The organism is Thiocapsa marina 5811, from assembly GCF_000223985.1.
GTDB lineage: Bacteria > Pseudomonadota > Gammaproteobacteria > Chromatiales > Chromatiaceae > Thiocapsa > Thiocapsa marina.
Genome location: NZ_AFWV01000016.1, coordinates 47,088 through 67,829, shown reverse-complemented (window position 1 = coordinate 67,829; position 20,742 = coordinate 47,088). Strand labels below are relative to the sequence as shown.

Annotated in this window: 20 protein-coding genes and 1 riboswitch; of the genes, 13 read left to right on the top strand and 7 right to left on the bottom strand. The window is 64.8% G+C overall.

Features of this window, described 5'->3' with window-relative positions; genetic code table 11:
- Window positions 1-2: 2 nt before the first annotated feature.
- A complete protein-coding gene (locus THIMADRAFT_RS20585; protein WP_007195039.1) occupies window positions 3-1,142 on the top strand; it encodes a glucose-6-phosphate dehydrogenase assembly protein OpcA in 1,140 nt (379 codons plus the stop codon).
- A gap of 404 nt (window positions 1,143-1,546) precedes the next feature.
- On the opposite strand, the gene THIMADRAFT_RS25945 is transcribed toward THIMADRAFT_RS20585, so the two are convergent.
- On the bottom strand, window positions 1,547-1,720 hold the full coding sequence (locus THIMADRAFT_RS25945; protein ID WP_007195038.1) for a MarC family protein: 174 nt from the start codon (window positions 1,718-1,720) through the stop codon (window positions 1,547-1,549).
- A 104-nt stretch (window positions 1,721-1,824) separates the two neighbouring features.
- On the opposite strand from THIMADRAFT_RS25945, the gene THIMADRAFT_RS20580 reads away from it, so the two are divergent.
- The 9 genes from THIMADRAFT_RS20580 to THIMADRAFT_RS26325 all read left to right on the top strand — a co-directional run bounded on the left by THIMADRAFT_RS20580 (window position 1,825) and on the right by THIMADRAFT_RS26325 (window position 10,662).
- Entirely contained in the window at window positions 1,825-2,796 is a 972-nt protein-coding gene (locus THIMADRAFT_RS20580) for a calcium/sodium antiporter (protein ID WP_007195037.1), read from the top strand.
- Between the two features lie 138 nt (window positions 2,797-2,934).
- Window positions 2,935-3,900: a calcium/sodium antiporter gene (locus THIMADRAFT_RS20575; protein WP_007195036.1), complete on the top strand. Its 966-nt coding sequence runs from the start codon at window positions 2,935-2,937 to the stop codon at window positions 3,898-3,900.
- 110 nt (window positions 3,901-4,010) lie between these two features.
- Window positions 4,011-4,233, top strand: a riboswitch (cobalamin riboswitch).
- 220 nt (window positions 4,234-4,453) lie between these two features.
- Window positions 4,454-6,304, top strand: a complete 1,851-nt coding sequence (gene btuB, locus THIMADRAFT_RS20570; protein ID WP_007195035.1) for a TonB-dependent vitamin B12 receptor — start codon at window positions 4,454-4,456, stop codon at window positions 6,302-6,304.
- A 207-nt stretch (window positions 6,305-6,511) separates the two neighbouring features.
- A complete protein-coding gene (locus THIMADRAFT_RS20565) occupies window positions 6,512-7,099 on the top strand; it encodes a hypothetical protein (protein WP_007195034.1) in 588 nt (195 codons plus the stop codon).
- The gene (gene cobO, locus THIMADRAFT_RS20560) at window positions 7,096-7,701 is read left to right on the top strand and encodes a cob(I)yrinic acid a,c-diamide adenosyltransferase (RefSeq protein WP_007195033.1); all 606 of its coding nucleotides are present in this window, start codon (window positions 7,096-7,098) and stop codon (window positions 7,699-7,701) included. The genes THIMADRAFT_RS20565 and cobO overlap by 4 nt, the downstream gene beginning before the upstream one ends.
- A 2-nt stretch (window positions 7,702-7,703) precedes the next feature.
- Complete coding sequence (cobU, locus tag THIMADRAFT_RS20555; protein WP_007195032.1) at window positions 7,704-8,261, top strand: bifunctional adenosylcobinamide kinase/adenosylcobinamide-phosphate guanylyltransferase; 558 nt, start codon at window positions 7,704-7,706, stop codon at window positions 8,259-8,261.
- Window positions 8,258-9,313, top strand: coding sequence for a nicotinate-nucleotide--dimethylbenzimidazole phosphoribosyltransferase (cobT, locus tag THIMADRAFT_RS20550; protein ID WP_007195031.1), 1,056 nt, complete (start codon window positions 8,258-8,260; stop codon window positions 9,311-9,313). Before cobU ends, cobT begins: the two co-directional genes overlap by 4 nt.
- On the top strand, window positions 9,313-9,894 hold the full coding sequence (locus tag THIMADRAFT_RS26330) for a histidine phosphatase family protein (protein WP_007195030.1): 582 nt from the start codon (window positions 9,313-9,315) through the stop codon (window positions 9,892-9,894). The genes cobT and THIMADRAFT_RS26330 overlap by 1 nt, the downstream gene beginning before the upstream one ends.
- Window positions 9,895-10,662 carry an adenosylcobinamide-GDP ribazoletransferase gene (locus tag THIMADRAFT_RS26325; protein WP_007195029.1) on the top strand — a complete coding sequence of 256 codons (768 nt, stop codon included), beginning with the start codon at window positions 9,895-9,897 and terminating at the stop codon, window positions 10,660-10,662.
- 15 nt (window positions 10,663-10,677) lie between these two features.
- Here the strand turns inward: THIMADRAFT_RS26325 and THIMADRAFT_RS20535 are convergent, their stop codons facing one another.
- The 4 genes from THIMADRAFT_RS20535 to THIMADRAFT_RS20520 are packed head-to-tail and all read right to left on the bottom strand — an operon-like array spanning window position 10,678 to window position 15,500.
- Window positions 10,678-12,150: a DUF294 nucleotidyltransferase-like domain-containing protein gene (locus tag THIMADRAFT_RS20535; protein ID WP_007195028.1), complete on the bottom strand. Its 1,473-nt coding sequence runs from the start codon at window positions 12,148-12,150 to the stop codon at window positions 10,678-10,680.
- Window positions 12,151-12,168: 18 nt separating this feature from the next.
- Complete coding sequence (locus THIMADRAFT_RS20530) at window positions 12,169-12,540, bottom strand: response regulator transcription factor (RefSeq protein WP_007195027.1); 372 nt, start codon at window positions 12,538-12,540, stop codon at window positions 12,169-12,171.
- Window positions 12,533-15,280: an ATP-binding protein gene (locus THIMADRAFT_RS20525; RefSeq protein ID WP_007195026.1), complete on the bottom strand. Its 2,748-nt coding sequence runs from the start codon at window positions 15,278-15,280 to the stop codon at window positions 12,533-12,535. The genes THIMADRAFT_RS20530 and THIMADRAFT_RS20525 overlap by 8 nt, the downstream gene beginning before the upstream one ends.
- Window positions 15,281-15,299: 19 nt before the next feature.
- The gene (locus THIMADRAFT_RS20520; RefSeq protein ID WP_007195025.1) at window positions 15,300-15,500 is read right to left on the bottom strand and encodes a hypothetical protein; all 201 of its coding nucleotides are present in this window, start codon (window positions 15,498-15,500) and stop codon (window positions 15,300-15,302) included.
- 243 nt (window positions 15,501-15,743) lie between these two features.
- Between THIMADRAFT_RS20520 and THIMADRAFT_RS28070 the strand changes: the two genes are divergently transcribed.
- The 3 genes from THIMADRAFT_RS28070 to THIMADRAFT_RS25005 are packed head-to-tail and all read left to right on the top strand — an operon-like array spanning window position 15,744 to window position 16,842.
- Window positions 15,744-15,908, top strand: coding sequence for a hypothetical protein (locus tag THIMADRAFT_RS28070; protein ID WP_233490313.1), 165 nt, complete (start codon window positions 15,744-15,746; stop codon window positions 15,906-15,908).
- On the top strand, window positions 15,829-16,044 hold the full coding sequence (locus THIMADRAFT_RS25935; protein ID WP_233490309.1) for a M15 family metallopeptidase: 216 nt from the start codon (window positions 15,829-15,831) through the stop codon (window positions 16,042-16,044). The genes THIMADRAFT_RS28070 and THIMADRAFT_RS25935 overlap by 80 nt, the downstream gene beginning before the upstream one ends.
- A 9-nt stretch (window positions 16,045-16,053) precedes the next feature.
- A complete protein-coding gene (locus THIMADRAFT_RS25005) occupies window positions 16,054-16,842 on the top strand; it encodes a hypothetical protein (RefSeq protein WP_007195022.1) in 789 nt (262 codons plus the stop codon).
- Window positions 16,843-16,915: 73 nt separating this feature from the next.
- Here the strand turns inward: THIMADRAFT_RS25005 and THIMADRAFT_RS20500 are convergent, their stop codons facing one another.
- Together THIMADRAFT_RS20500 and THIMADRAFT_RS20495 are read right to left on the bottom strand one after the other, a co-directional pair.
- Window positions 16,916-17,347, bottom strand: coding sequence for a type II toxin-antitoxin system VapC family toxin (locus THIMADRAFT_RS20500; protein ID WP_007195021.1), 432 nt, complete (start codon window positions 17,345-17,347; stop codon window positions 16,916-16,918).
- 692 nt (window positions 17,348-18,039) lie between these two features.
- Entirely contained in the window at window positions 18,040-20,556 is a 2,517-nt protein-coding gene (locus THIMADRAFT_RS20495) for a glycogen/starch/alpha-glucan phosphorylase (protein ID WP_007195020.1), read from the bottom strand.
- Between the last annotated feature and the right edge of the window lie 186 nt (window positions 20,557-20,742).

The window sequence follows — 20,742 nt, the reverse complement described above, 5'->3', positions numbered from 1 at the left end:
CCATGAATCGTTCTGCAGACGACTACATCGACCCGGTGGAGATCGAACGCGAGCTCACCGCAATCTGGGCGACCATGAACGGTCAGCAGAAGGACGGCGGTACGGTCACCCGGGCCTCCATGTCCAACGTCATGATCTTCTGCGACGGCGAGGACCAGGCGTTGGACGCCGCGGATCGGATACCGCGGTTGGTGCAACATCACCCGGCACGGGTCCTGGTGCTGGCTCTCATCGAAGAGCAGGCCGGTGAAGGCGTGCAGGCCTGGGTCACGTCCCACTGTCGCCGCACCGGCGATGGCCAGCAGCTTTGCGCCGAGCATATTGAATTGCGCTTCGGCGTGGGCAGCGCGGCGCGCGCGGCATCGATCGTGCGTTCACTGCTGATCAGCGACCTTCCGTGCGCGCTGTGGTGGCTCAGTCCGCGACCGCCTGCGCTCACCGGTGCGGTGTTCGATGCCTTCGCGCCCATGGCCAACCAAATCATCTACGACAGCATCGGCTGGGCGGATCCGCCAAGCGGTGTGCTGGCAATGGTGAGATGGTCAAAGAACAACCGCACCGTGATCTTCAATCTGGCATGGCGCCGGCTCAAGCCCTGGCGACGGATGCTGTCACAGAGCCTGGACCCGAGCACGCTGCCCGGTGCGCTGCAGCGCATCGACGCCATCGCGTTGCACCATGGCCCCCACGCGCTGCCGCTGGCCTGGTTGCTGCTCGGCTGGTTGGCCTCGCGTCTCGGTTGGCAGCCGAAACAGGGTGTTGCCGAGGCGGGCAGCCAGCTGAATTGGCGGTTCGAGTCGCCGAACGGTCCGGTCCGTATCACGATGCAACGCCGCGACGATGGTCCGCCCAATATCGACTGGATGCGCATCAGCTGGCGGGCGGGCGACGCTCAGCCGGCCGGCTATGCCGAATATCGCCACGAGGGCCATCATATTCGCCACATCCCGAGCGATGATTCGGTGAGACCCTCATCGACACCGGCGGTGGAGCAGCGGCTCGAACAGATGGTCGCCGCCCAACTCGCACACCGCGCGGGCGATCGGCTGTTCACGGAGTCGATCGCGTTCTCCGAGGCCATGGCGAAGGTGGTCAAAGGGGAGACCGTAGCGGCGAAGAAAGAACCCGATGAACGCGGTTAGCCAACTGCGCTCCGGGTGGTTGATAGACCGATCCGGGCTCCAAGTCGGTTCGGACCCATTGTCCAAGCTCGCCAAGGGTTGTGGCTTCGGCGAACGTCCAATTCGCTCGAGAATAAGCACCTCGCCCTCGACACCGTTTCGTTTCAACCTAGATCCGGCAGTTGAACGCCCCCTGGAGTGCGTCCCGCGCGGTGTCCGGCAAGGCGCAACGAGGCGGCGTAGTGGTTCTACGCCAACGCGTTGCAACGCAGCCGGGCGCCGCGCGGGGCGTGCTCCAGGGGGCGTAGCGGCCGTCACCCGACGGGTGATCCCTCGGACGACCACGAACTTCAAGGCAGTCAAAGCCTTGCATGAAGCACGAAGCGGTCAACTGCCGGATCTAGGTTCAAGGACATCCCCCGTGCTCAGCCCGTCCGCAGGTCGGTGATATAGGCGGTCACGCCGTCCATCAGCAGCTGCACGGCCATCATGATCAGCAGCATCCCTGTGAGTCGGACCAGGGCTCGAAGCGTTCGCGGCCCGAGTTTCTCCATCAAGAGGCCCGAGGCCAAGAGGATGGCGGCGGAGATCGGATCCATGCCCCGAGTTTAGCCAAGCGGGGGCGCTTCGCTCCGTCCCCGTAGCGCTGTAGACTCCGCAGCCTGTCAAATCCAACCCCGAGTACGAGGCGTTTCGTCTCTTTATGGTTCTAGCTTCATTATCCGTCGTCTTCGGTCTGGCGCTGTTGCTCTGGAGTGCCGATCGCTTCGTCGAAGGCTCCGCCGTGACCGCTCGACATCTGGGCATGCCGCCATTGCTGATCGGCATGGTGATCGTCGGCTTCGGAACCTCGGCTCCGGAGATGGTGGTCTCCGCCTTGGCGGCCATGCAGGGCAATCCCGGGCTCGCGCTCGGGAACGCCTACGGCTCGAACATCACCAATATCGCGCTGATCCTGGGTCTGACCGCGATCATCAGCCCCATCGCGGTGCATTCAAGCGTGCTCCGCAAAGAGCTTCCGATCCTCGCCGCAGTGACGATCTTTGCCGTCCTGATGCTCTTGGACGGCGAGCTGTCTCGGATGGACGCCTGGGTCTTCCTGGGCGTGTTCGCGGCACTGATGTTCTGGACCGTTCGGGAAGGTCTACGACATCGCTCCGATCCCTTGGCCGACGAGATGAAGCAGGAGCTCGATGCGGCGGAGATGCCGCTGCGTCGCGCTCTGCTGTGGGTGGTGATCGGTCTCGTACTGCTGATCGTCAGCTCGCGACTCTTGGTTTGGGGTGCGGTCGAGATCGCACATGCGCTGGGTGTGAGCGACCTCATCATCGGTTTGACGATCGTTGCCGTGGGAACCTCGCTGCCGGAGCTCGCCTCCTCGATCATCGCCGCGCGCAAGGGCGAGCACGACATCGCCCTGGGCAACATCATCGGGTCGAATCTGTTCAACACGCTCGCGGTGGTCGGGATCGCGGGGGCGATCCATCCGATGGTCGTGCCTGCGGAGGTCATCTCGCGGGACATGATGGTGATGGGTCTGCTGACGCTGTCGTTGTTCGTGATCGGTTACGGGTTCCGCGGACCGGGTCGCATCAATCGCATCGAGGGACTGCTGCTCCTGGCCTGCTATGTCGGCTACACCTCGTACCTGATCAGCACCCTCTTCAAGCCGTAGGGCGCGGGCGGAGGGTCGCGTCTCGCGGCTCGTCTCGTGCATCCGGCGCGGTGCGAGGCTGCGTCCGCGACGCTCCGTGCTGATAAGATGGGGGGCCTTTTCACATCCGGATTTTCGCGAGGAGGCGCCCCGCTCATCATGGCTCTGCCGATACTTGCCGTCATCTTGGGTTTGGCCCTGCTGGTCTGGAGCGCGGATCGCTTTGTCGACGGGGCTGCCGCGACCGCCCGCCACATGGGCATGCCGCCGCTCTTGATCGGCATGGTCGTCATCGGTTTCGGTACCTCGGCGCCCGAGATGGTGGTCTCCGCCATCTCGGCGTCTCAAGGGAATCCGGGGCTGGCGTTGGGCAACGCTTACGGATCGAACATTACCAACATCGCCCTGATCCTGGGTCTGACCGCGCTGATCAGCCCGATCGCCGTGCATTCGAGTATCTTGCGCAAGGAGCTGCCGATCCTGGCGGGTGTCACCGCCTTCGCCGTTCTCGTGCTCCGGGACGGAGAGCTGACCCGCATGGACGCTTGGTCCTTCCTCGTCGTGTTTGCGCTCCTGATGGGCTGGTCGATCCGGGAGGGCCTGCGTCAGCGCTCCGATGCGCTGGCCGGCGAGGTGGTGGAGTCGCTCGAGGCCCATCCCATGCCGCTGTCTCGCGCCCTGACCTGGTTGGCTGTCGGGTTGGTGCTGTTGATCGTGAGCTCGCGCGTCCTGGTCTGGGGGGCGGTCGAGATCGCGCACGGGTTGGGTGTGAGCGATCTCGTCATCGGTCTGACCATCGTGGCGATCGGGACCTCATTGCCCGAGCTGGCCTCCTCGCTCATCGCCGTGCGCAAGGGCGAGCATGACCTGGCGCTGGGGAACGTGATCGGCTCCAACCTCTTCAATACCCTGGCGGTCGTCGGTATCGCGGGGGCCATCCATCCGACGACGGTGCCGCCGGAGGTGATCTCGCGCGACATGATGGTCATGGGCGCCTTGACCCTCTCACTGTTCGTCATCGGCTACGGATTTCGCGGTCCGGGTCGGATCAATCGACTCGAGGGGTTGCTCCTCCTCGGCTGTTTCGTCGCCTATACGTCCTATCTGATCAGCACCATCTTCTGAGCGGCGCGATCTGCGCTCGCCCGAGTTTGACGGCATCTATTGATCCAGGTCAGCGCTCGGCCTCGGACAGGCGCCGTGCGGATTGACGCGACGATCGCCAAAACCCTACAGTGCCGCGTTGATTGTCCGGTGCCTCGAAGGCCTTCGCCTTCCGGGTTAAACGGGAAGTCGGTGCGCGGTGCCCTCGGGACCCGCAAATCCGACGCTGCCCCCGCAACGGTAGACGAGTCAAGACGCGGCGAGATGCCACTGTGAGTCATCACGGGAAGGCGCCGCGTCCGGGGTTCGACCCCGCTCGTGAGCCCGGAGACCGGCCGGATGATCGGGGACCGTTTCGTGCGTCTTACATGCGTGCAAGGGCCGACCAGCCGTCGGCCTTTCGCGTCTTCGAGACACTCGGGAGGAGCCTCGAACCGGGGTCGCGCGGGGCGGCCGGCCGGGATGCCGGCCCCGTCGTATCGTCACGGCTCCGCTCTCGCCCGACGTCGTTCTCTCGACCCCTTCTTTCTGTTGGCCCATGCGGGTGCGCTCGGGCCTGTGTCGGAGTTTGTCGATGAGAATCCCTCTTGTGGCGGCGGCCTTGTCGCTGTCGTTCGGTCTGCCGCTGCATGCGGACACGCAGACTGTGATCCTTGATCCCCTCGTGGTGACCGCAACCCGTACGCCGGAGCCCGAAGATCGCACCCTGGCGTCGGTCAGCGTGATCGATCGCGAGGAGATCGAGCGCCGTCAGTTTCGCTCGGTCCCGGATGCCCTGCGGGGCCTGCCGGGCGTCACGATCTCGGGCAGCGGCGGGGCCGGTCAGCCGGCGTCGCTCTTTCTGCGCGGGACCAATGCGGGCCATGTGCTGGTCCTGATCGACGGCGTGAAGGTCGGTTCGGCGACCCTCGGCACGGCGCCGTTGCAGGATCTGCCGATCGCCCAGATCGAGCGTATCGAGGTCGTGCGCGGTCCACGCTCGAGCCTCTACGGATCGGAGGCGATCGGCGGCGTGATCCAGATCTTCACCCGCCGCGGCGGCGGTGCCTTACGACCGCGGTTCAGCGTCGGCGCGGGGAGCTTCGATACGGCGAGTGTTGCGGGCGGCATCTCGGGCGGCGGGGAGCGGGGCTGGTTCGACGTCGGCGCCAACATGGAGCAGACCGACGGGATCAATGCCTGCGACGGCCGCGCCTTCCCCTTCGCCGGCTGCGGCGTCGACCAGCCGGATCGCGACGGCTACCGCAACCTCGGCGTGAGTGCACGCGCCGGCTACGAATTCAGCGACAGGGCCAAGGTCGATTTCAGTCTCCTCACCTCCGATAACCGGACCGATTTCGACGGGTCCATCTTCGCGGGCAACCTCTCGCGCTCAGAGCAACAGGTGTTCGGCGTGGAAGGCACCTTGCGTCCGCTCGATCCCTGGACCCTGACCCTCTCGGCCGGTCGGAGTCAGGACACGTATCGGGCGTTTTATTCCGACGCCTTTGTGCCCGAGCGTTTCGTCGACAGCTTCGAGACCGAGCGCGACAGCTTCGGCATCCAGAACGATCTCGCCTTGATCCCCGAGCAGCTCTTTACCTTGGGACTGGACTACCAGGTCGACCGAATCTCGGGCACCGTGGACTACACGGACGACTCGCGCAGCAACACGGGTGTCTACGGACAATATCTCGGCTCCATCGGGGCGAACGAGCTTGCCGCCAGCCTCAGATACGACGACTACCAGCAGTTCGGCGGACAGACGACCGGCAATGTCGCTTGGGGTTATCTGTTCGATCAAGGGATTCGCGTCTCTCTGTCCTACGGCACCGCCTTCAAGGCGCCGACCTTCAACGACCTCTACTACCCCGGCTTCGGTAATCCCGATCTGTCCCCGGAGGAATCCGCCAGCCTGGAGCTGGGTCTGACCGGCGCCTTGCCGCTGGGCCGCTGGGAGCTGAGTCTCTACGAGACCGACATCGACGACCTGATCGCCTTCGACTCGGTCACCTACGCGCCGGCCAATATCGCCTCGGCCCGCATCCGCGGCTTCGAGGCGTCCGGATTGCTGAGCATCCGTGAGTGGGATTTCGGCGCCAGTCTCACCCTGCTGGATCCGGAAAACCGCTCGAACGGCCCGAATCAGGGTAATCTGTTGCCGCGACGCCCCGAGCAAATGGTCCAGCTCGATCTGGACCGTCGGTTCGAGCGCTGGTCTGCGGGGCTAAGCCTCTATGTCGCCGGGCGAACATTCGACGACCTGGCCAACAGCGAGCGGCTGGACGGTTATACCCTCTTGGGTCTGCGCGCCGAGTACGCCTTCACCCCTGCGGTACGCATTCAGGGGCGACTGGAGAACGCACTCGACGAGGACTACCAGACCGCGTATCTGTTCAACCAGCCGGGGAGGGCGTTTTACCTGACCTTGCGATACGAGCCGTAGAAACCCGTAGGGTGGACGAGCGAGAGCGAAGTCCACCGAGCCCTGTGCCGGCGCTGGTGGACTGCGCTACGCTTGTCCACCCTACATAGCTTGTCCACCCGACCTCGTTCCGCTTTCGACACCCCGTGCGACCACCTACAATGGCCGTACGAGACTTGAGCAACACCACATTGTCGCCCCGGCGACACGACCAGGAGATCCGACCACATGACCCCCATCACAGACTCTCGCAGCCGTATCCTGATCGGCCTTGGCTTGGCCGCGCTCATGGCTGCGACCCGCGGCCAGCAGTTTGCACCGCTGGCTCATCATCTTCCGGATGCCTCTCTGGCCGTCTTCTTCCTGGCCGGTCTGTACCTGCGCTCGATCTGGGGCTTCCCGGCCCTGTTCGGTCTGGCGACCGTCATCGATCTGACCGCGATCGGTTGGGGCGGCGTGAGCGGCTATTGCATGACCGCGGCCTATTGGATGTTGATTCCGGCCTACGGTGTGGTCTGGGGGATGGGTCGCTGGTCGGCCGGTCGTCTCGAAATGACCAAGGATAGCCTGCCTCTGCTCTTCGGCGTCCTGCTTGCCGGCGGTGTCCTGTCGGAGGTCTTCGCCAGTGGCGGCTTCTATCTCTTCTCCGGTCGCTTTGCCGACCTGAGCGCGGTCGAGCTGCTCGGGCGCTTCGCAACCTACATGCCGGCGACCCTGCTGCACCTGATGGTCTACGTGGGCCTGGCTGCGGTGGTTCATCTGACCTTGACGCGCGCCCTGCCGGGTGCGCGTTCCGAGCGTGCCCGTCCGCAATGACCGACGAGAGCGCGCAGGAGCGCCATCGCCGGCGCATGCAGCGCCAAAAGGAGCTCGTCGATGCACGGATTGCGCGGGCCGATCAGGACTGCGGTGTCCTGATCGTCAACACCGGCAACGGCAAGGGCAAGAGCTCCTCGGCCTTCGGGATGGTCGCCCGCGCGATGGGTCACGGCATGAAGGTCGCCGTGGTCCAGTTCATCAAGGGGAGCTTCGCGACGGGGGAAGAGGCCTTCTTCCGGCGGTTTCCCGAGCTCGAATACCATGTGATGGGCGAGGGTTTCACCTGGGAGACGCAGGACGCCGAGGCGGATCGACGCGCGGCGATGGCGGCCTGGGAGAAGGCCGCGGCCTTCCTCGCCGATCCGGCGTTCGGCATGGTGGTGATGGACGAGCTCAACATTGCGCTCAAGCTTCGCCTGGTGCCGCTCGATGTGGTTCTCGATGCACTGCAGAACCGTCCCATCCATCAGCATGCGGTCGTCACCGGCCGTGCGGCGCCTGCGGAGTTGATCGAGATCGCCGACACGGTCACCGAGATGCGCCCGCTCAAGCATGCCTTCGATGCAGGCATCATGGCGCAGAAAGGGGTCGAGCTCTGAGTATGGATCATCCGTCCCGCCCCCGCTCCGACGGGGGCGGACGCTGCCTGATCCTCGGCGGGGTGCGCTCGGGCAAGAGCCGCCTGGCCGAGCGTCTGGCCATCGAAAGCGCACTTCCGGTCGTCTATGTCGCGACCGCCCGCGCGGGGGACGCCGAGATGACACGGCGGATTGCCGGGCATCGCGAACGTCGCCCGCCCGACTGGGGTCTCGTTGAAGAACCGCTCCTCTTGGCCGAGGTGCTGGCGCGCGAATGTGCGCCCGATCGCTGCATCCTGGTCGACTGTCTTACACTTTGGTTGACGAATTGGCTTATGAAAACCGATGAATCGGGTCTGCACGATCAGACCCGGGCCCTGCTCGATGTCGTTTCACGGGCGCCCGGACGCCTGATCATGGTCGGCAACGAGACAAGCATGGGCGTGGTCCCGCTCGGAGCACTCTCGCGGCGGTTTTGTGACCTCGCCGGCGTGCTGCACCAGGATTTGGCCGCGCGCTGTGACCGGGTCGTGCTGACCGTCGCCGGCTTGCCGCTCATGCTCAAAGGAGAATCGACATGATCGAAGGTCTGCGCTGGATCAGCCAACCGTGTCTGCCGATCGATGCCATGGCCGCCGATGCGGCGCGGCGGCGGCAGGATCAGCTCACCAAACCGCGCGGCTCGCTGGGCCGACTCGAAGAGATCGCGATTCGGCTTGCCGGATTGCAGGGTACCCCCACACCGTCGCCTGATCCGGTGCAGATCTTGCTGTTCGCCGCCGATCACGGTGTTGCGGCCGAGGGTGTGTCGGCCTTCCCCCAGACCGTTACCAACCAGATGGTGCGAAACATCGCCGGCGGCGGTGCAGCGATCTCGGTGCTCGCCCGTGCATTGGATGCGCGCATGGAGATCACGGATCTCGGGACGGTCGAGGACCCGGGACCGATCCCGAACGTGCGCTCCGAGCGCATCGGCGCGGGCACCGGAAACATCGCGCGCGAGCCGGCGATGACCGACGAGCAACTCGCCGCAGCCATGAATGCCGGTCGCGCCGCGACCGAGCGTGCGGTGGACAGCGGGGCGCGTTTGTTGATCTGCGGCGAGATGGGGATCGCCAACACGACCGCAGCGACGGCCTTGGCCTGTGCGCTGCTCGATCTGCCCGCCGCTGCGCTGGTCGGTCCCGGCACCGGGCTGGATGAGCCCGGGGTCGTGCGCAAGGCGGAGGTCATCACCAAGGCGCTCGCGATTCACGGCAGCTCCGATCGCACCCCGTTGGATCTGCTGGCTCGACTCTCCGGTTTCGAGCTTGCGGCGATGGTCGGTGCCTTTATCACGGCCGCGCAGCGTGGACTCCCGGTCTTGGTCGACGGCTTCATCGTGAGCGCATCGGCGCTCGCCGCCGTGCGCATGCAGCCCGAGGTGCGTGATTGGCTCTTGTTCTCGCACGGCTCGGCGGAACCCGGACATCGTCGCATCATGGCCGCGCTGGATGCCGACCCGCTGCTCGATCTGGGGCTGCGACTCGGTGAAGCCAGCGGCGCCGCCGTCGCCGTGCCCCTGTTGCGGCTGGCGTGCGCACTCCATCAGCAGATGGCGACCTTCGGCGAGGCCGGGGTGAGCGAGGTCTGATGCCTGATCGGTTCGTGGATCTGCTGCGCCACGGCGAGGCGCAGGGCGGTGCGCGTTTTCGGGGCGGGCATGACGACCCCCTGAGCGAGGAAGGCTGGAATCAGATGGCCCGTGCGACCGCCGTCGATCCGGATTGGACGCGGGTCGTCTGCTCGCCATCGCAGCGATGCAGCGCATTCGCGCACCGCCTCGCCGAGAGCCGCAACCTGTCGGTATCGATCCTGCCCGGGCTGCGCGAGCGCGGCTTCGGCGCCTGGGAGGGGCTGGCCGCGCATCAGATCCCGGCCGAGGAGCTGACCCGGTTTTGGGATGATCCGGTCGGTTACACGCCGCCCGACGGCGAGCCGTTCGAGCGCTTTCGCGAGCGGGTTCTGGCCGCGTGGGATCAGGTGTGCGCCGAGGACGAGCCCTTCACCCTGGCCGTGACCCACGGCGGCGTGATCCGGGTCGTCCTCGCCGAGATGCTGAGGATGCCGCCCGAGGCGTCGCTCTTGATCGAGGTTCCACCGGCCTGTTTGACGCGCCTGCGCATACCTGAGTCACCCGGGCGACCCAGTCTCATGCGCCACGGGCCTCCCTGAGTGGACCTGCGTCCGCTTTGGCTTGCCGGACGTCTGCTCACGCGTCTGCCGTTTCCCGAGCCCCGTGAGATCGAGCCCGGACTTGCGGGTCTGCTTGCGGGTCTGTCGGTGCCTTGGTATCCGCTCATCGGAGCGTTGCTGGGCTGTTTGCTGGCGCTTGGCGGGGGTGCGCTCGTGCCCGTGGATCCGGGCGTCGCGGCGGCCTTGGTCCTGATCCTCTGGGTCTGGTCCACCGGGGCGCTGCACCTGGATGGTCTGGCCGACAGCGCGGACGCTTGGGTCGGCGGGATCGCGAGCCGCGAGCGGACCCTGGAGATCATGAAAGACCCGCGCAGCGGACCGGCCGCGGTGACCGCGATCGGGCTCGTCCTGATTGCGAAATGGGCCGCGCTTCAGGCCCTGATGGCCGGCGGTTCGGCTTGGCTTCTGATCCTGATTCCGCTGTTGGCGCGTGCGCAGTTGCCGCTCCTGATGCTGACCACACCCTATGCCAGGGCCCATGGGATGGCGTCCGAGCAGGTGGCGCAACTGCCGCGTCGCGCAGCTTGGGCGGTCACCCTGATTGCGGGGATCGTCAGCGTCTGGATCGCCGGCTGGATCGGGTTCGCGCTTTGCCTCATGACGCTTCTGGTCTTCGGTCTATCCCGCCGAACCATGATGAGCCGGATCGCCGGGTTTACCGGAGATACCGCCGGTGCGCTCGTCGAGATCACCGAGACGGCGCTCCTGCTCGCCGTTGTGATCCTCGCAGCAGTCCTTACCCCGTAGTCGTTTCCGCGCAACCTACGGGGCGAGCTCCTGTTTGATGCGCGTCTGGATCTTTTTGGCCTGCTTGAACGCTTCTTTGAGCATCAAGCGGTGCAGCTCGTTGAGGTCGTCGGGGTCGACCCGGTTGACGGCGTCAGGATCCTTGGTCGTGAGCTGTTGGTGGATGCGGAACCGCTGGATCAAGTGGAAGGACTCGATCTCGGCGGCGATCTCTTCGGGGTCGCGTCGTTTTGCGGCACCGGCCAGACGCAAACGCTCCGCCGTGCTGGTTGCCCAGATGCCGTGCTTAAGCGCCCAGAGCCGGCCGGCGTCCATGAAGAAGCGCGCGCCCTGGGTCTTCAGATCGATGGTGTGCGGGAAATCGCGATTGTGATCGAACGCGAATTGCCCGGCCCAGCCGATCGGCGGGGCAACCCCGAGAGCCTGCTCGGCGAGACAGTGGAAGAAGCGCGTCTGCTCGGGCGCGGTGCGGCTCAGCCAATCGCGCAGACGGTCGACCGGTTCGTCGTTGCCGTAAAGCGGGCGGAAATCGAAGAAGATGACGGCGTTGAGCAGGGCCTCGGGCTCGGGCTCGCGCAGCCAGGTCCGGAAGTGCTTGCGCCACTCGTCCGCACTCAGGCACCAGTCGGGGTTGCCGGCCATGATGTTGCCCCGGCAGCGCTCGAAGCCGCAGAAATGCAGCGCCTGGTTGACCGCTTGAGCGAACGGCAGGAAGGCTCGACGGACCGACTCGGTGCTCTCCGGGTCCGGCGGCACGAAGAGCAGGCCGTTGTCCTGATCGGTCGAGAAGGTCTGCTCCAGGCGACCCTCCGAGCCGAATGCCATCCAGCACCAGGGCACGGCGGGGAGGTCGAACTCGTCTTCGATCAGCTCGATGACCCGCATCGCGATCAGGTCGTTGAGACCGGACATCCAGTAGCAGAGCGTCTCGACGCCCATGCCGGAGTGGAAGAGCTCCGCGCCGCGCCGCCGCACCCGATCCGCGGCAAGCGCCATCGCCTCGACGTCGCGAGCGGCCTTGATCCCCGCGATCAGCGTGTCCGCACCGCCGGCGCGTAGCCCCAGCAGGTCGGCTTGACTGACCAGACCGAAGAGGCGCCCGTCGTGCTCGGTCAGGAGCAGGTGCTCCACACCGCGCTTGGCCATCATGACCCGTGCGCGATGCGCGGGTGCATCCGCGGTGAGCGTGAGGGGTGCGCCGATCATGTGGACGGCGACAGGGTCGTCGAGCCCGCCGCCCTCGAATCCGATGACATGCAGCATATCGCGCAGCCGGATCAGGCCCAGTGGAAGGCCGCTGACGGGATCGCAGACGACCGCGGCGTCCAGATGATCCTGACTGAAGTGATAGAGGGTCTCGCGCAGGCTGGTTCCGGGGCCGACGATCAGCGGCTCTCGCCGCGCCAGGCTGCGCAGAAGCCCCTGGTCGGTTCCCCCCGCGGCCAGGAGATCCGAAAGTTCGCTCGCAGGGTGATCGGTCTCGGGCATGCTGTTGCTCCGTCCTCGTTAGGTACGATCGAGCAGTTCCTTGACCTTGTCGACCAGGTCTCGGGTCGAGAAGGGTTTAGACATGTAGGCGTCTGCACCGAGGGCGAGCCCCTTGTTCTGCTCCGCCTCGCGTCCCTTCGCGGTGAGCATCAGGATCCTGGTTCCGGCCAAATCGGGATCCGAGCGCACCGCCTCGAGCACGGCGAAACCGTCCAGTTTGGGCATCATGACATCGAGCACGACGAGGTCCGGGCGATGGGTCCGCACCGCGGCCAAGCCGGCCTCGCCGTCGCGCGCCACGCGGACCTCATGTCCCTCGCGCATCATCAGAAATTCGAGCGAAATGACGATGTTGGGCTCGTCATCGACGATCAGGATCCGCTTATTCATGGTCAGGTCTTCGGTCCGTTGGATTCCCCGGATGGGCAGGCAGGTCGAAACAGAGGGTAGCACCTTTTCCGGGCGTGCTTTCCGCCCAAATGCGGCCGCCTAGATTGTCGATGATTCGACGGCTGATGGGCAAACCCAGTCCGGTCCCGCCGGGCTTGGCTCCGCCGCGTGCGGTCTGATGGAACTTCTCGAAGATCAGCTCCAGGTCGCTCTCGGGGATGCCGTCGCCGTTGTCCTCGACACAGACCCGCCAGTCGGTGCCCTCGGACGCGAGACGGATCCAGACCTCGCCGGATCCAGTCGGGGCGAACTTGGCGGCGTTGGACAAGAGGTTCACCAGCACCTGCACGATGCGGTCGCGGTCGCCCCAGACCAGGGCCGACTCGCCGGGTAGCTCGAGACGGATGCTGCATCCGCGCTCCTCGACATACTGCTCGGTGGCCGACACGGCTTGGTGAATGACCGTCTGAAGCTCCACCACCTCCGAGCGCCAATCGGCATGGCCGGATTCGATCTTGGCGAGGTCAAGCACCTGGTTGACCAGGCGCGAGAGCCGCTCGGTCTCGCTGACCAGGATGCCGAGGAAGCGTCGGCGTTGCTCGAGATCGATGTCGGGATCGTCGAAGAGGATCTCGGAGAAGGCGCGAATCGAGGAGAGCGGCGTGCGTAGCTCATGGGTGACCGAAGAGATGAAATCGTCCTTCATGCGGTCCAGATCCTGAAGCCGGATGTTCGCCGCGCGCAACTCCTCGGTCGCGGCTTCCAAGGCATGCGACTTTTGCTCGAGCTGGCGGCTGTAGGCGCGAATTTGGGATGCCTCGTCGAGGATGTTCAGGACCTCGTCGAGGCCGAGCGGTTCCTCGTCGGTCACGGAGGCGACCATCACGCGCGCAGAGGCGCCGCCGATCGCCCCGGAGAGGAGCGTTTCGGCGAAATAGACGGTCTCCGCATCGGCCGGGAGCGCGTCGGGCGAGTCCAGTCCGCGCAAGTGTGCGTATTGGGTGAAGGCCGCGCGGGTGCGCGCCGATCCGAGGAAGCGCTCGGCCAGTGTCATCAACTCCGTAATCTCCGCGCTCCCGCGCCACAGGGGTGCGCTTGCGAGCGCGGTGCGCCGCGAGGCATCGACGAAGATCCCGGCCTGCGATGCCTCGGCGGCATTGGGTGCGCGCAGCGAGGAGACGAAGAGAAAGGCGCCGGTGTTCGCGGTCAAGCTCCAGAAAAGACCGTGGGTGATCTCGTTCAAGCCGGTGAGTCCGAACAGCGCCGTCGGGGCCAGGAGGTCGACCCCGCCGAGACCCGATTCCATGAATGCCGGCGGGAGCCAACCGGACTTCACGAAGGAGGGCAGGAGCAGGGTGTAGATCCAGACCAAAAAACCCGCCGACAAGCCCGCGAGTGCGCCCTCGCGCGTTCCGCCCCGCCAATAGAGACCACCGATCACCGCGGGTGCGAACTGAGCGACGGCGACGAAGCTGATCAATCCGATGCCGACCAAGGCATAGGCCTCGCCGGCCAGCCAGTAGTAGAGGAAGCCGAGCAGCAGGATCACGACGATGGCGCCGCGGCGGATGGTCAGCAGCAGACGCCCGAGGTCCGCGGCCGGCGGACGGCGGCGCCAGCGTTGCAGGAGTGAGGGCAGGACCAGGTCGTTGCTGACCATGGTCGAGAGTGCGATGGTCTCCACGATCACCATGCCCGTCGCTGCCGAGAGACCGCCGATGTAGACCAAGAGCGCGAGCCAGGGCTGCTCGAAGGCGATCGGCAGGGTCAGCATGAAGGTATCGGCGTTCACCGAGCCGTCCGGGAAGGTCAGGAGACCCGCGATCGCGATCGGGACCACGAAGAGGTTGATGAGCAGGAGGTAGAGCGGGAAGAGCCAGATCGCGCGGCGCAGATGGCGCTCGTCGCTGTTCTCCACGACCGCGACCTGGAACTGGCGCGGCAGGAGCACGACCGCCAGACCGGCCAGCACGGAGATCGCGAACCAGTCTGCGAAGGGCGCAACGCTCGGCTCGAGCAAGGGTTTCAGCTCAGCGCTGTCCTCGAGCGGCGGAAGGACCGGCCCGCCGAGTCCCAGCAGGCCGAAGGTGATGAAGAGGCCCACCGCGAGAAAGGCGACGAGCTTCACGATGGACTCGAAGGCGATCGCCGCGACGAGTCCTTCGTGGCGCTCGCTCGCATCCAGATGACGGGTGCCGAACAGGATGGTGAATGCGGCCAGCAGCAGGGCCACGACGAAGGCGGTGTCGCCCCAAAAGGGTCCATCGCCGTGCACCGGCATTCGGACCTCCGGATAATGCGACAGGATGGTGAAGCTCCAGGCGATCGCCTTGAGCTGCAACGCGATGTAGGGCACGACGCCGATCACGGCGATGATGGTCACGAGTCCGCCGAGGAGTTGACTCTTGCCGTAACGCGAGGCGATGAAGTCGGCGATGGAGGTGATGCGCTCGGCCTTGCTGACCCGCACCATCTTGAGCAGGAGTGAACCCCAAAGCAGCGCGATCAGGGTCGGTCCGAGATAAATCGGGAGAAAACCCAAGCCGTTCTGGGTGGCGCGCCCGACGCTGCCGTAAAAGGTCCAAGCGGTGCAATAGACGGCGAGCGAGAGGGCATAGACTGTCGGATGGGCAATGACGGATCGGCCCTGCTCGGCGCGCCGGTCGGCCCAATAGGCGACCGCGAAGAGCAAACCCAGGTACGCGAAGGAGATGCCGATGATCAGGGGGCCGTTGATCATGGGTCGGTTGCCGCGCGGCTCAATCGCGTGTCCGCGAGACGATCCAGGCCGCGGCGCCGATCAAGGCCGCCCAAGTCAGGAAGAGATAGACGAAGAGGGCGGGGATCCCGAGCCAGCGCCCGAGTGTTTCGAACTGCAGCACGAGCGGCGAGAACAGGAACAGCATGCCGGCTAGAAAGAGGAGAAGCAGGCGTTGCCGCAGTAATGTCGTACGGTGCATCGTCTCTCGCCGAATGTCGGTCGCGCATGCTTGAGCAGTATAGTGATCGAATCCCCGATCGTCCGGCCGGACTGGATAGGTCAAGCCGAGAGGGGCCGGATGAGGGGCAACGCGGACGCGCGGGCATCGCGATGGGGCTTGGCCGCCCGGCATGCCGGCGAATCTTACAGAGTGGTTGAGGGTGAGGGAATGCGAAAGGCTCTTTTTCCGAGGTTGGCCAGTGGTTTGCTGACGACATCGGTCTTGACGTCGGTCTCGATCGCGGTATTTGCCGAGTCATCCGTAATCGTCGAGCCCGACTTGGTCGACATCCGCGATGTCATTCCGGATGTCGTGCTCGATATCCGCTACGGGTTTCGATTGCTTCAGTCCGCTCTCACATACACTGAATCCGACCATCACGGGTGAGGCGATGGCGAATCGCCTGTTGCTGAAATCCTCCATGAGCGAGGAGGGCTTCCGCAACCTTGCCGAGGAATGGTGGCATTACACGTTGGTCGACGAGCCCTATCCCGACACCTATTTCGACATCCCCGTGCGATGAGGAGCGAGCATGTTGCGACGCATGAACCCGACCACCGAATCACGGATCCGCGCGCGCGCTCGTTCGTTCGCGCCGCTGAGTTGCTTCGCCGCAATCGTCTCGTGGGGAGCGGCGCCCGGACCCTCGTGTGCCGAAGATGCGTTCGACGAGGCCGCATTCCCGGATGAAGCGGAATGGCCGGAGATGGACCTCGAGGCCCGTATCGCGGCGGTCAGTGACGGCGAGCTTCGGTTCGTCGGTCACGAGCGTGCCGCCGAGACCCATCGGCACGTCAATCACATCCGCATCGGAGCAGAGAGTCTGCGCGAGGGTTGGATCGAGCTGAGCCAATGCCACGAGAACCTCGACGCGGTCCGCGCGGCACAGATCCTCTTCAGCGCCGAGCGGATCCGCGCTCTGGAGGTGGTCAGCGCGCAGGGGATCGGGCGTGCTTGGGTGGAGGGTCATTCGGTCCAGCTCACGGATATCGGGCCCGAGGCGACGCTCTGCATCCGCGCCGAAAGCCGAGCCCTGTTCGCGCTCGGCGACGGGCGCTACCGGCTGCGCAACGGGCCCTATATGCGCCGCTTTCTCGACGGCTACTACCCCATGCAGGTCGTGTTGGATGTGTCTTATCCGGCCGATCGTCTTGCGCTCGTGCAACACCAACCACCCACGCAGCCCGGATTCGACGTGCGTGCCGAATCCGGGCATGTCGCGGTCGATGCCGCCTTTGAAGGACGGTTGTTCACCTGCTTGGACTTCTGCGAGACCGGCTCCGCGGACTGCGAGCTGGCGGTCAGCGATTGCTCGGAGTGAGGGGGCTCGGGCCCCTCGGCTTCGTGGATCCGGATCAGGTCGTGCAGTTACGGTGCGCCAGCCCTTTTGAACCTCAAGGTTTGCATTGGATGGATTGCACAAACTCCTCGGGCGCCTGAACGTGGACCGACGGATGGTCGAAATCGGGGCCGTTGAGAGTGACGAGGTTGTCGAGTCCGATCCGGCGTGCACTCTCGAAGGTGAGGGCATCATCGAGGTACCGCCAGCCGAGCCCCATTGCGCCGTCGATGACCGCGGCATCGACCGGAGCGATCGTCAGGATCGAGCAGATGCGCTGGAGCGCCGATCGTGCGTAGGCCGCGCCTCGGCTGCGCGCAAGCTCGGTGTGGAGCGGGTCGATGGCCGCGGCGCAAACAAAGCCTTGAATATGGTTCTTGGCGGCGAGCGAGAGGATGAGGTTCGATGCGTTGTCCGTTTCCTGCTCATTGTCGAGTGCGTCCATCAAGACCGTGATGTCGACGAGTGTCTTGGGTGTTGCGTTCATCGCCTTGCTCCTTGCTTTGTTGGTGGTTTGAATCCTTGGGTGTGCGAATCGTGTGCCCTGAAGGGCGCCGTGCGAGATTGTTTGTCGCGCGGCCACAGCCGGCGCAGCCGCTGCGATGTCGGCGAGGCGCCGCCGTCTCGGGAATCGGTTCTGCCGGGGTTTGCTCGGAGCTGGTTGCGAGTCGAGATGGAGCGGGGGTGATGACGGTCGTGCCTTCGGGCGGCGTCGGCTGCGCCGCTCGGCAGTCGGGTATCGAGCGATCTGCGCCGATCCGGAATCTCCGCGACCGTCCCGTGCACACAAGCTCGATCCGCGCAAGACGCCACCCGGAACGAGGGTGCCGAACGCGATGACCGGCTAGGGCGTGGCGAGCGGTCTATCGTGCAGCAATGCAATCCATACGGCACGTCGGCGACCTTCCTGAGCATCTCCATGATCCTTGCTCGTCGTCTTCATCTGGGCTTCGCGTGTTCGCGGCAGTATGCGCAGGTGTCCGAATCATTACTATCGGCGAATTCGTCTGTTCCTGTTTTTTTTGTCCTAGATCAATGAGGGAACAGCGCAGATCCCTCGACGCCTCGCTGCCTTATTCCGAACACAATGAGATCAAAAGTGTTTTGCGGCTCGCTCGCATGGTGCGTCGCCGAGGCCCTCTGCTCGGGAATCACGCCCGACGGTCCGAACGATGAGGATCAGATACCGATCGGCTTCGGCTCGATCCCCCAGATCCGCTCCGCGTAATCTCGAATCGAGCGATCCGAGGAGAATTTTCCCATCCGTGCGACGTTGAGGATCGACATGCGATCCCACTCGGCGGGCCGGTCGTAGACCTCGCTGATCCTGTCCTGGCAGTTCAGATAGGCCCGATAGTCGGCCAAGACCATGAATGGATCCTGGTTGATCAGGTGATCGGCCAACGGGCGGAAGAGGTTGGTGTCGCCGTGCGAGAAGAGTCCCGAGGTGACGAGGTCGATGTCCGATCTGAGCTCGTCGTCGCCGTGATAGTAGTCCCAAGGCCGGTAGCCCTCGGCCTGCTTGCGGCGAACCTCCTCGGCGGTCATGCCGAACAAGAAGAAGTTCTCGGCGCCCACCTCATCGCGGATCTCGATATTGGCACCGTCGAGCGTACCGACCGTGAGCGCACCGTTCATCGAGAACTTCATGTTGCCGGTGCCGGATGCTTCCTTGCCGGCCAGCGAGATCTGCTCGGAGAGATCCGCGGCCGGGTAGAGCCGCTGCCCGTTCTTGACGTTGAAGTCCGCCATGAATGCCACGCGAATAAACCCGTTGACCTGCGGGTCGTTGTTGATGACCTCGGCGACCGAGTTGATGAGCTTGATCATCAACTTCGCCATGTAGTAGCCGGGGGCTGCCTTGCCGCCGAAGATGAAGGCACGCGGTACCATACCGAGATTCGGGTTCTGCTTCAGGCGCTGATAGACGCGGATGATGTGCAGGACATTCAGGTGCTGACGCTTGTACTCGTGCATGCGCTTGGCCTGGATGTCGAACATCATGGTCTGCGGGTCGAGGACCACGCCGCCGTGCTGGCTCAGCCAAAGCGCTAGATCCTGCTTGGCGGCGGTCTTGACCTCGCGCCAACGCGCCTGGAGTGCGGGGTCTTCGGCGTGCTCCTCCAGGTCGCGTAGACAGTCGAGATCCCGGATCCAGCGATCATGTCCGCAGAACTCGGTGATCAGCTCCGCCAGGCGCGGGTTGCTGACCACGATGAAGCGACGCGGCGTCACGCCGTTGGTCACGTTGTGGAAGCGCTCCGGGGACATCTCGTAGAAGTCCTTGAGGATGGTCGTCTTGATGAGCTCCGAATGCAGCGCGGCCACCCCGTTGACCGCGCGACTGCCGACCACGGCCAGATGCGCCATCCGGATCCGCCGTCCGCCCGTCTCGTCGATCAGCGACATGCGTGCCACCCGTGCCTCGTCGCCGAGATAACGCACGCGCACCGTGTCGAGAAAGCGCCGGTTGATCTCGTAGATGATCTCCAAATGGCGGGGCAGAAGCCGCTCGAAGAGGGCGACGGACCAGGTCTCCAGCGCTTCGGGCAGCAGGGTATGATTGGTGTAGCAGAAGGTGTTGCGGGTGATGTCCCAGGCGGCATCCCAGGGCATCGCGTGATCGTCCATGAGCAGGCGCATCAGCTCGGCGACGGCGATTGCCGGATGGGTGTCGTTGAGCTGGGCAACGAATTTCTCGTGGAAGGTCTCGAGGGGGCCGACCGTGTTCAGATGCAGCCGGATCATGTCCTGAATCGAGCAGGACACGAAGAAATACTGCTGCTTCAGACGCAGCTCCTTGCCGGCCTCGGGCTCGTCGTTCGGATAGAGCACCTTCGAGATGGTCTCGGCCTCGATCTTGGCGTGGACCGCGCCGTAATAGTCCCCGACATTGAAGACCTGGAAGTCGAACGACTCGGGTGCCTCCGCCTTCCAGAGCCGCAGCAGATTGACGTTGCCGACGCCGTAACCCAGGACCGGGGTGTCGAAGGCAACGCCGCTCACGACCATGTCCGCGACCCAGCGCACCCGGGAACGTCCCGCCTGATCGCGAGAATGCTCGGTGTGTCCACCGTACCTGACCGGGAAGCTGATTTTGGGCCGCGGGATCTCCCAAGGGTTGCCGTTGCGCAGCCAGGTGTCGCTGCGCTCGACCTGCCAACCGTTTTGGATGTCCTGGTCGAAGATGCCGAACTCGTAGCGAATCCCGTAGCCGATCGCCGGGATCTGGACGGTGGCAAGCGAATCCATATAACAGGCGGCCAACCGACCAAGCCCTCCGTTGCCCAGGCCCGGCTCCTCCTCCTCCTCGAGGATGGCCTCGAAATCGAGGTCCAACTCCTCGCCCGCGCGCCGGGCGACCTCCGAAATCCCGAGATTCACCAGATTGTTGGCCAGATGCGGCCCGAGCAAGTACTCCGCCGAGAGATAACAGACCGTGCGCGCATGGGATGTCTTGTAGACCTGGGCGGATTTCACCCAACGGTCCAGCATGCGATCGCGCACCGTAAAGGCGGCGGCCATGTAGAGGTCGTGCGGCGTAGCGACTTCGCGGAAACGCCCTTGGATATAGAAGAGATTATCGATGTACGCCTGCTTCAGGGACGCCTTCGACATGCCCGTGCGGGTGTGCTCGGGGGTTGCGGCCGGGACCTCGGTCGGGGCCTCGGTTTCGGGGGCGACTGCGGTGTTCATGGCGGCGTCTCGTCGGCAGGGCAGCGATGGGGCGTTAAACCGGGCCCGGCGCTGTATGCGTCGTTTGTTGGAATGGCTTGGCCGCGCCAGCTCCGACGACTGTCGGAGCTGGCGCGGTTTAAGCGATTAAACAATATAGTATTCTAAACCGCGTCCCCGCTAAGGGCCGTGGATGCATCAACCGTC

What these genes read in the sequence shown, in the direction of transcription:
- THIMADRAFT_RS20530 (WP_007195027.1), bottom strand. Translation starts at nt 12,540, where the DNA reads ATGAATAAGCGGATCCTGATCGTCGATGACGAGCCCAACATCGTCATT.
- cobT (WP_007195031.1), top strand. Translation starts at nt 8,258, where the DNA reads ATGATCGAAGGTCTGCGCTGGATCAGCCAACCGTGTCTGCCGATCGAT.
- THIMADRAFT_RS20585 (WP_007195039.1), top strand. Translation starts at nt 3, where the DNA reads ATGAATCGTTCTGCAGACGACTACATCGACCCGGTGGAGATCGAACGC.
- THIMADRAFT_RS20495 (WP_007195020.1), bottom strand. Translation starts at nt 20,556, where the DNA reads ATGAACACCGCAGTCGCCCCCGAAACCGAGGCCCCGACCGAGGTCCCG.
- cobO (WP_007195033.1), top strand. Translation starts at nt 7,096, where the DNA reads ATGACCGACGAGAGCGCGCAGGAGCGCCATCGCCGGCGCATGCAGCGC.
- THIMADRAFT_RS20500 (WP_007195021.1), bottom strand. Translation starts at nt 17,347, where the DNA reads ATGAACGCAACACCCAAGACACTCGTCGACATCACGGTCTTGATGGAC.
- THIMADRAFT_RS20535 (WP_007195028.1), bottom strand. Translation starts at nt 12,150, where the DNA reads ATGCCCGAGACCGATCACCCTGCGAGCGAACTTTCGGATCTCCTGGCC.
- btuB (WP_007195035.1), top strand. Translation starts at nt 4,454, where the DNA reads ATGAGAATCCCTCTTGTGGCGGCGGCCTTGTCGCTGTCGTTCGGTCTG.
- THIMADRAFT_RS25935 (WP_233490309.1), top strand. Translation starts at nt 15,829, where the DNA reads ATGTCGTGCTCGATATCCGCTACGGGTTTCGATTGCTTCAGTCCGCTC.
- THIMADRAFT_RS26330 (WP_007195030.1), top strand. Translation starts at nt 9,313, where the DNA reads ATGCCTGATCGGTTCGTGGATCTGCTGCGCCACGGCGAGGCGCAGGGC.
- cobU (WP_007195032.1), top strand. Translation starts at nt 7,704, where the DNA reads ATGGATCATCCGTCCCGCCCCCGCTCCGACGGGGGCGGACGCTGCCTG.
- THIMADRAFT_RS25945 (WP_007195038.1), bottom strand. Translation starts at nt 1,720, where the DNA reads ATGGATCCGATCTCCGCCGCCATCCTCTTGGCCTCGGGCCTCTTGATG.
- THIMADRAFT_RS20525 (WP_007195026.1), bottom strand. Translation starts at nt 15,280, where the DNA reads ATGATCAACGGCCCCCTGATCATCGGCATCTCCTTCGCGTACCTGGGT.
- THIMADRAFT_RS25005 (WP_007195022.1), top strand. Translation starts at nt 16,054, where the DNA reads ATGTTGCGACGCATGAACCCGACCACCGAATCACGGATCCGCGCGCGC.
- THIMADRAFT_RS20575 (WP_007195036.1), top strand. Translation starts at nt 2,935, where the DNA reads ATGGCTCTGCCGATACTTGCCGTCATCTTGGGTTTGGCCCTGCTGGTC.
- THIMADRAFT_RS20580 (WP_007195037.1), top strand. Translation starts at nt 1,825, where the DNA reads ATGGTTCTAGCTTCATTATCCGTCGTCTTCGGTCTGGCGCTGTTGCTC.
- THIMADRAFT_RS20520 (WP_007195025.1), bottom strand. Translation starts at nt 15,500, where the DNA reads ATGCACCGTACGACATTACTGCGGCAACGCCTGCTTCTCCTCTTTCTA.
- THIMADRAFT_RS20565 (WP_007195034.1), top strand. Translation starts at nt 6,512, where the DNA reads ATGACCCCCATCACAGACTCTCGCAGCCGTATCCTGATCGGCCTTGGC.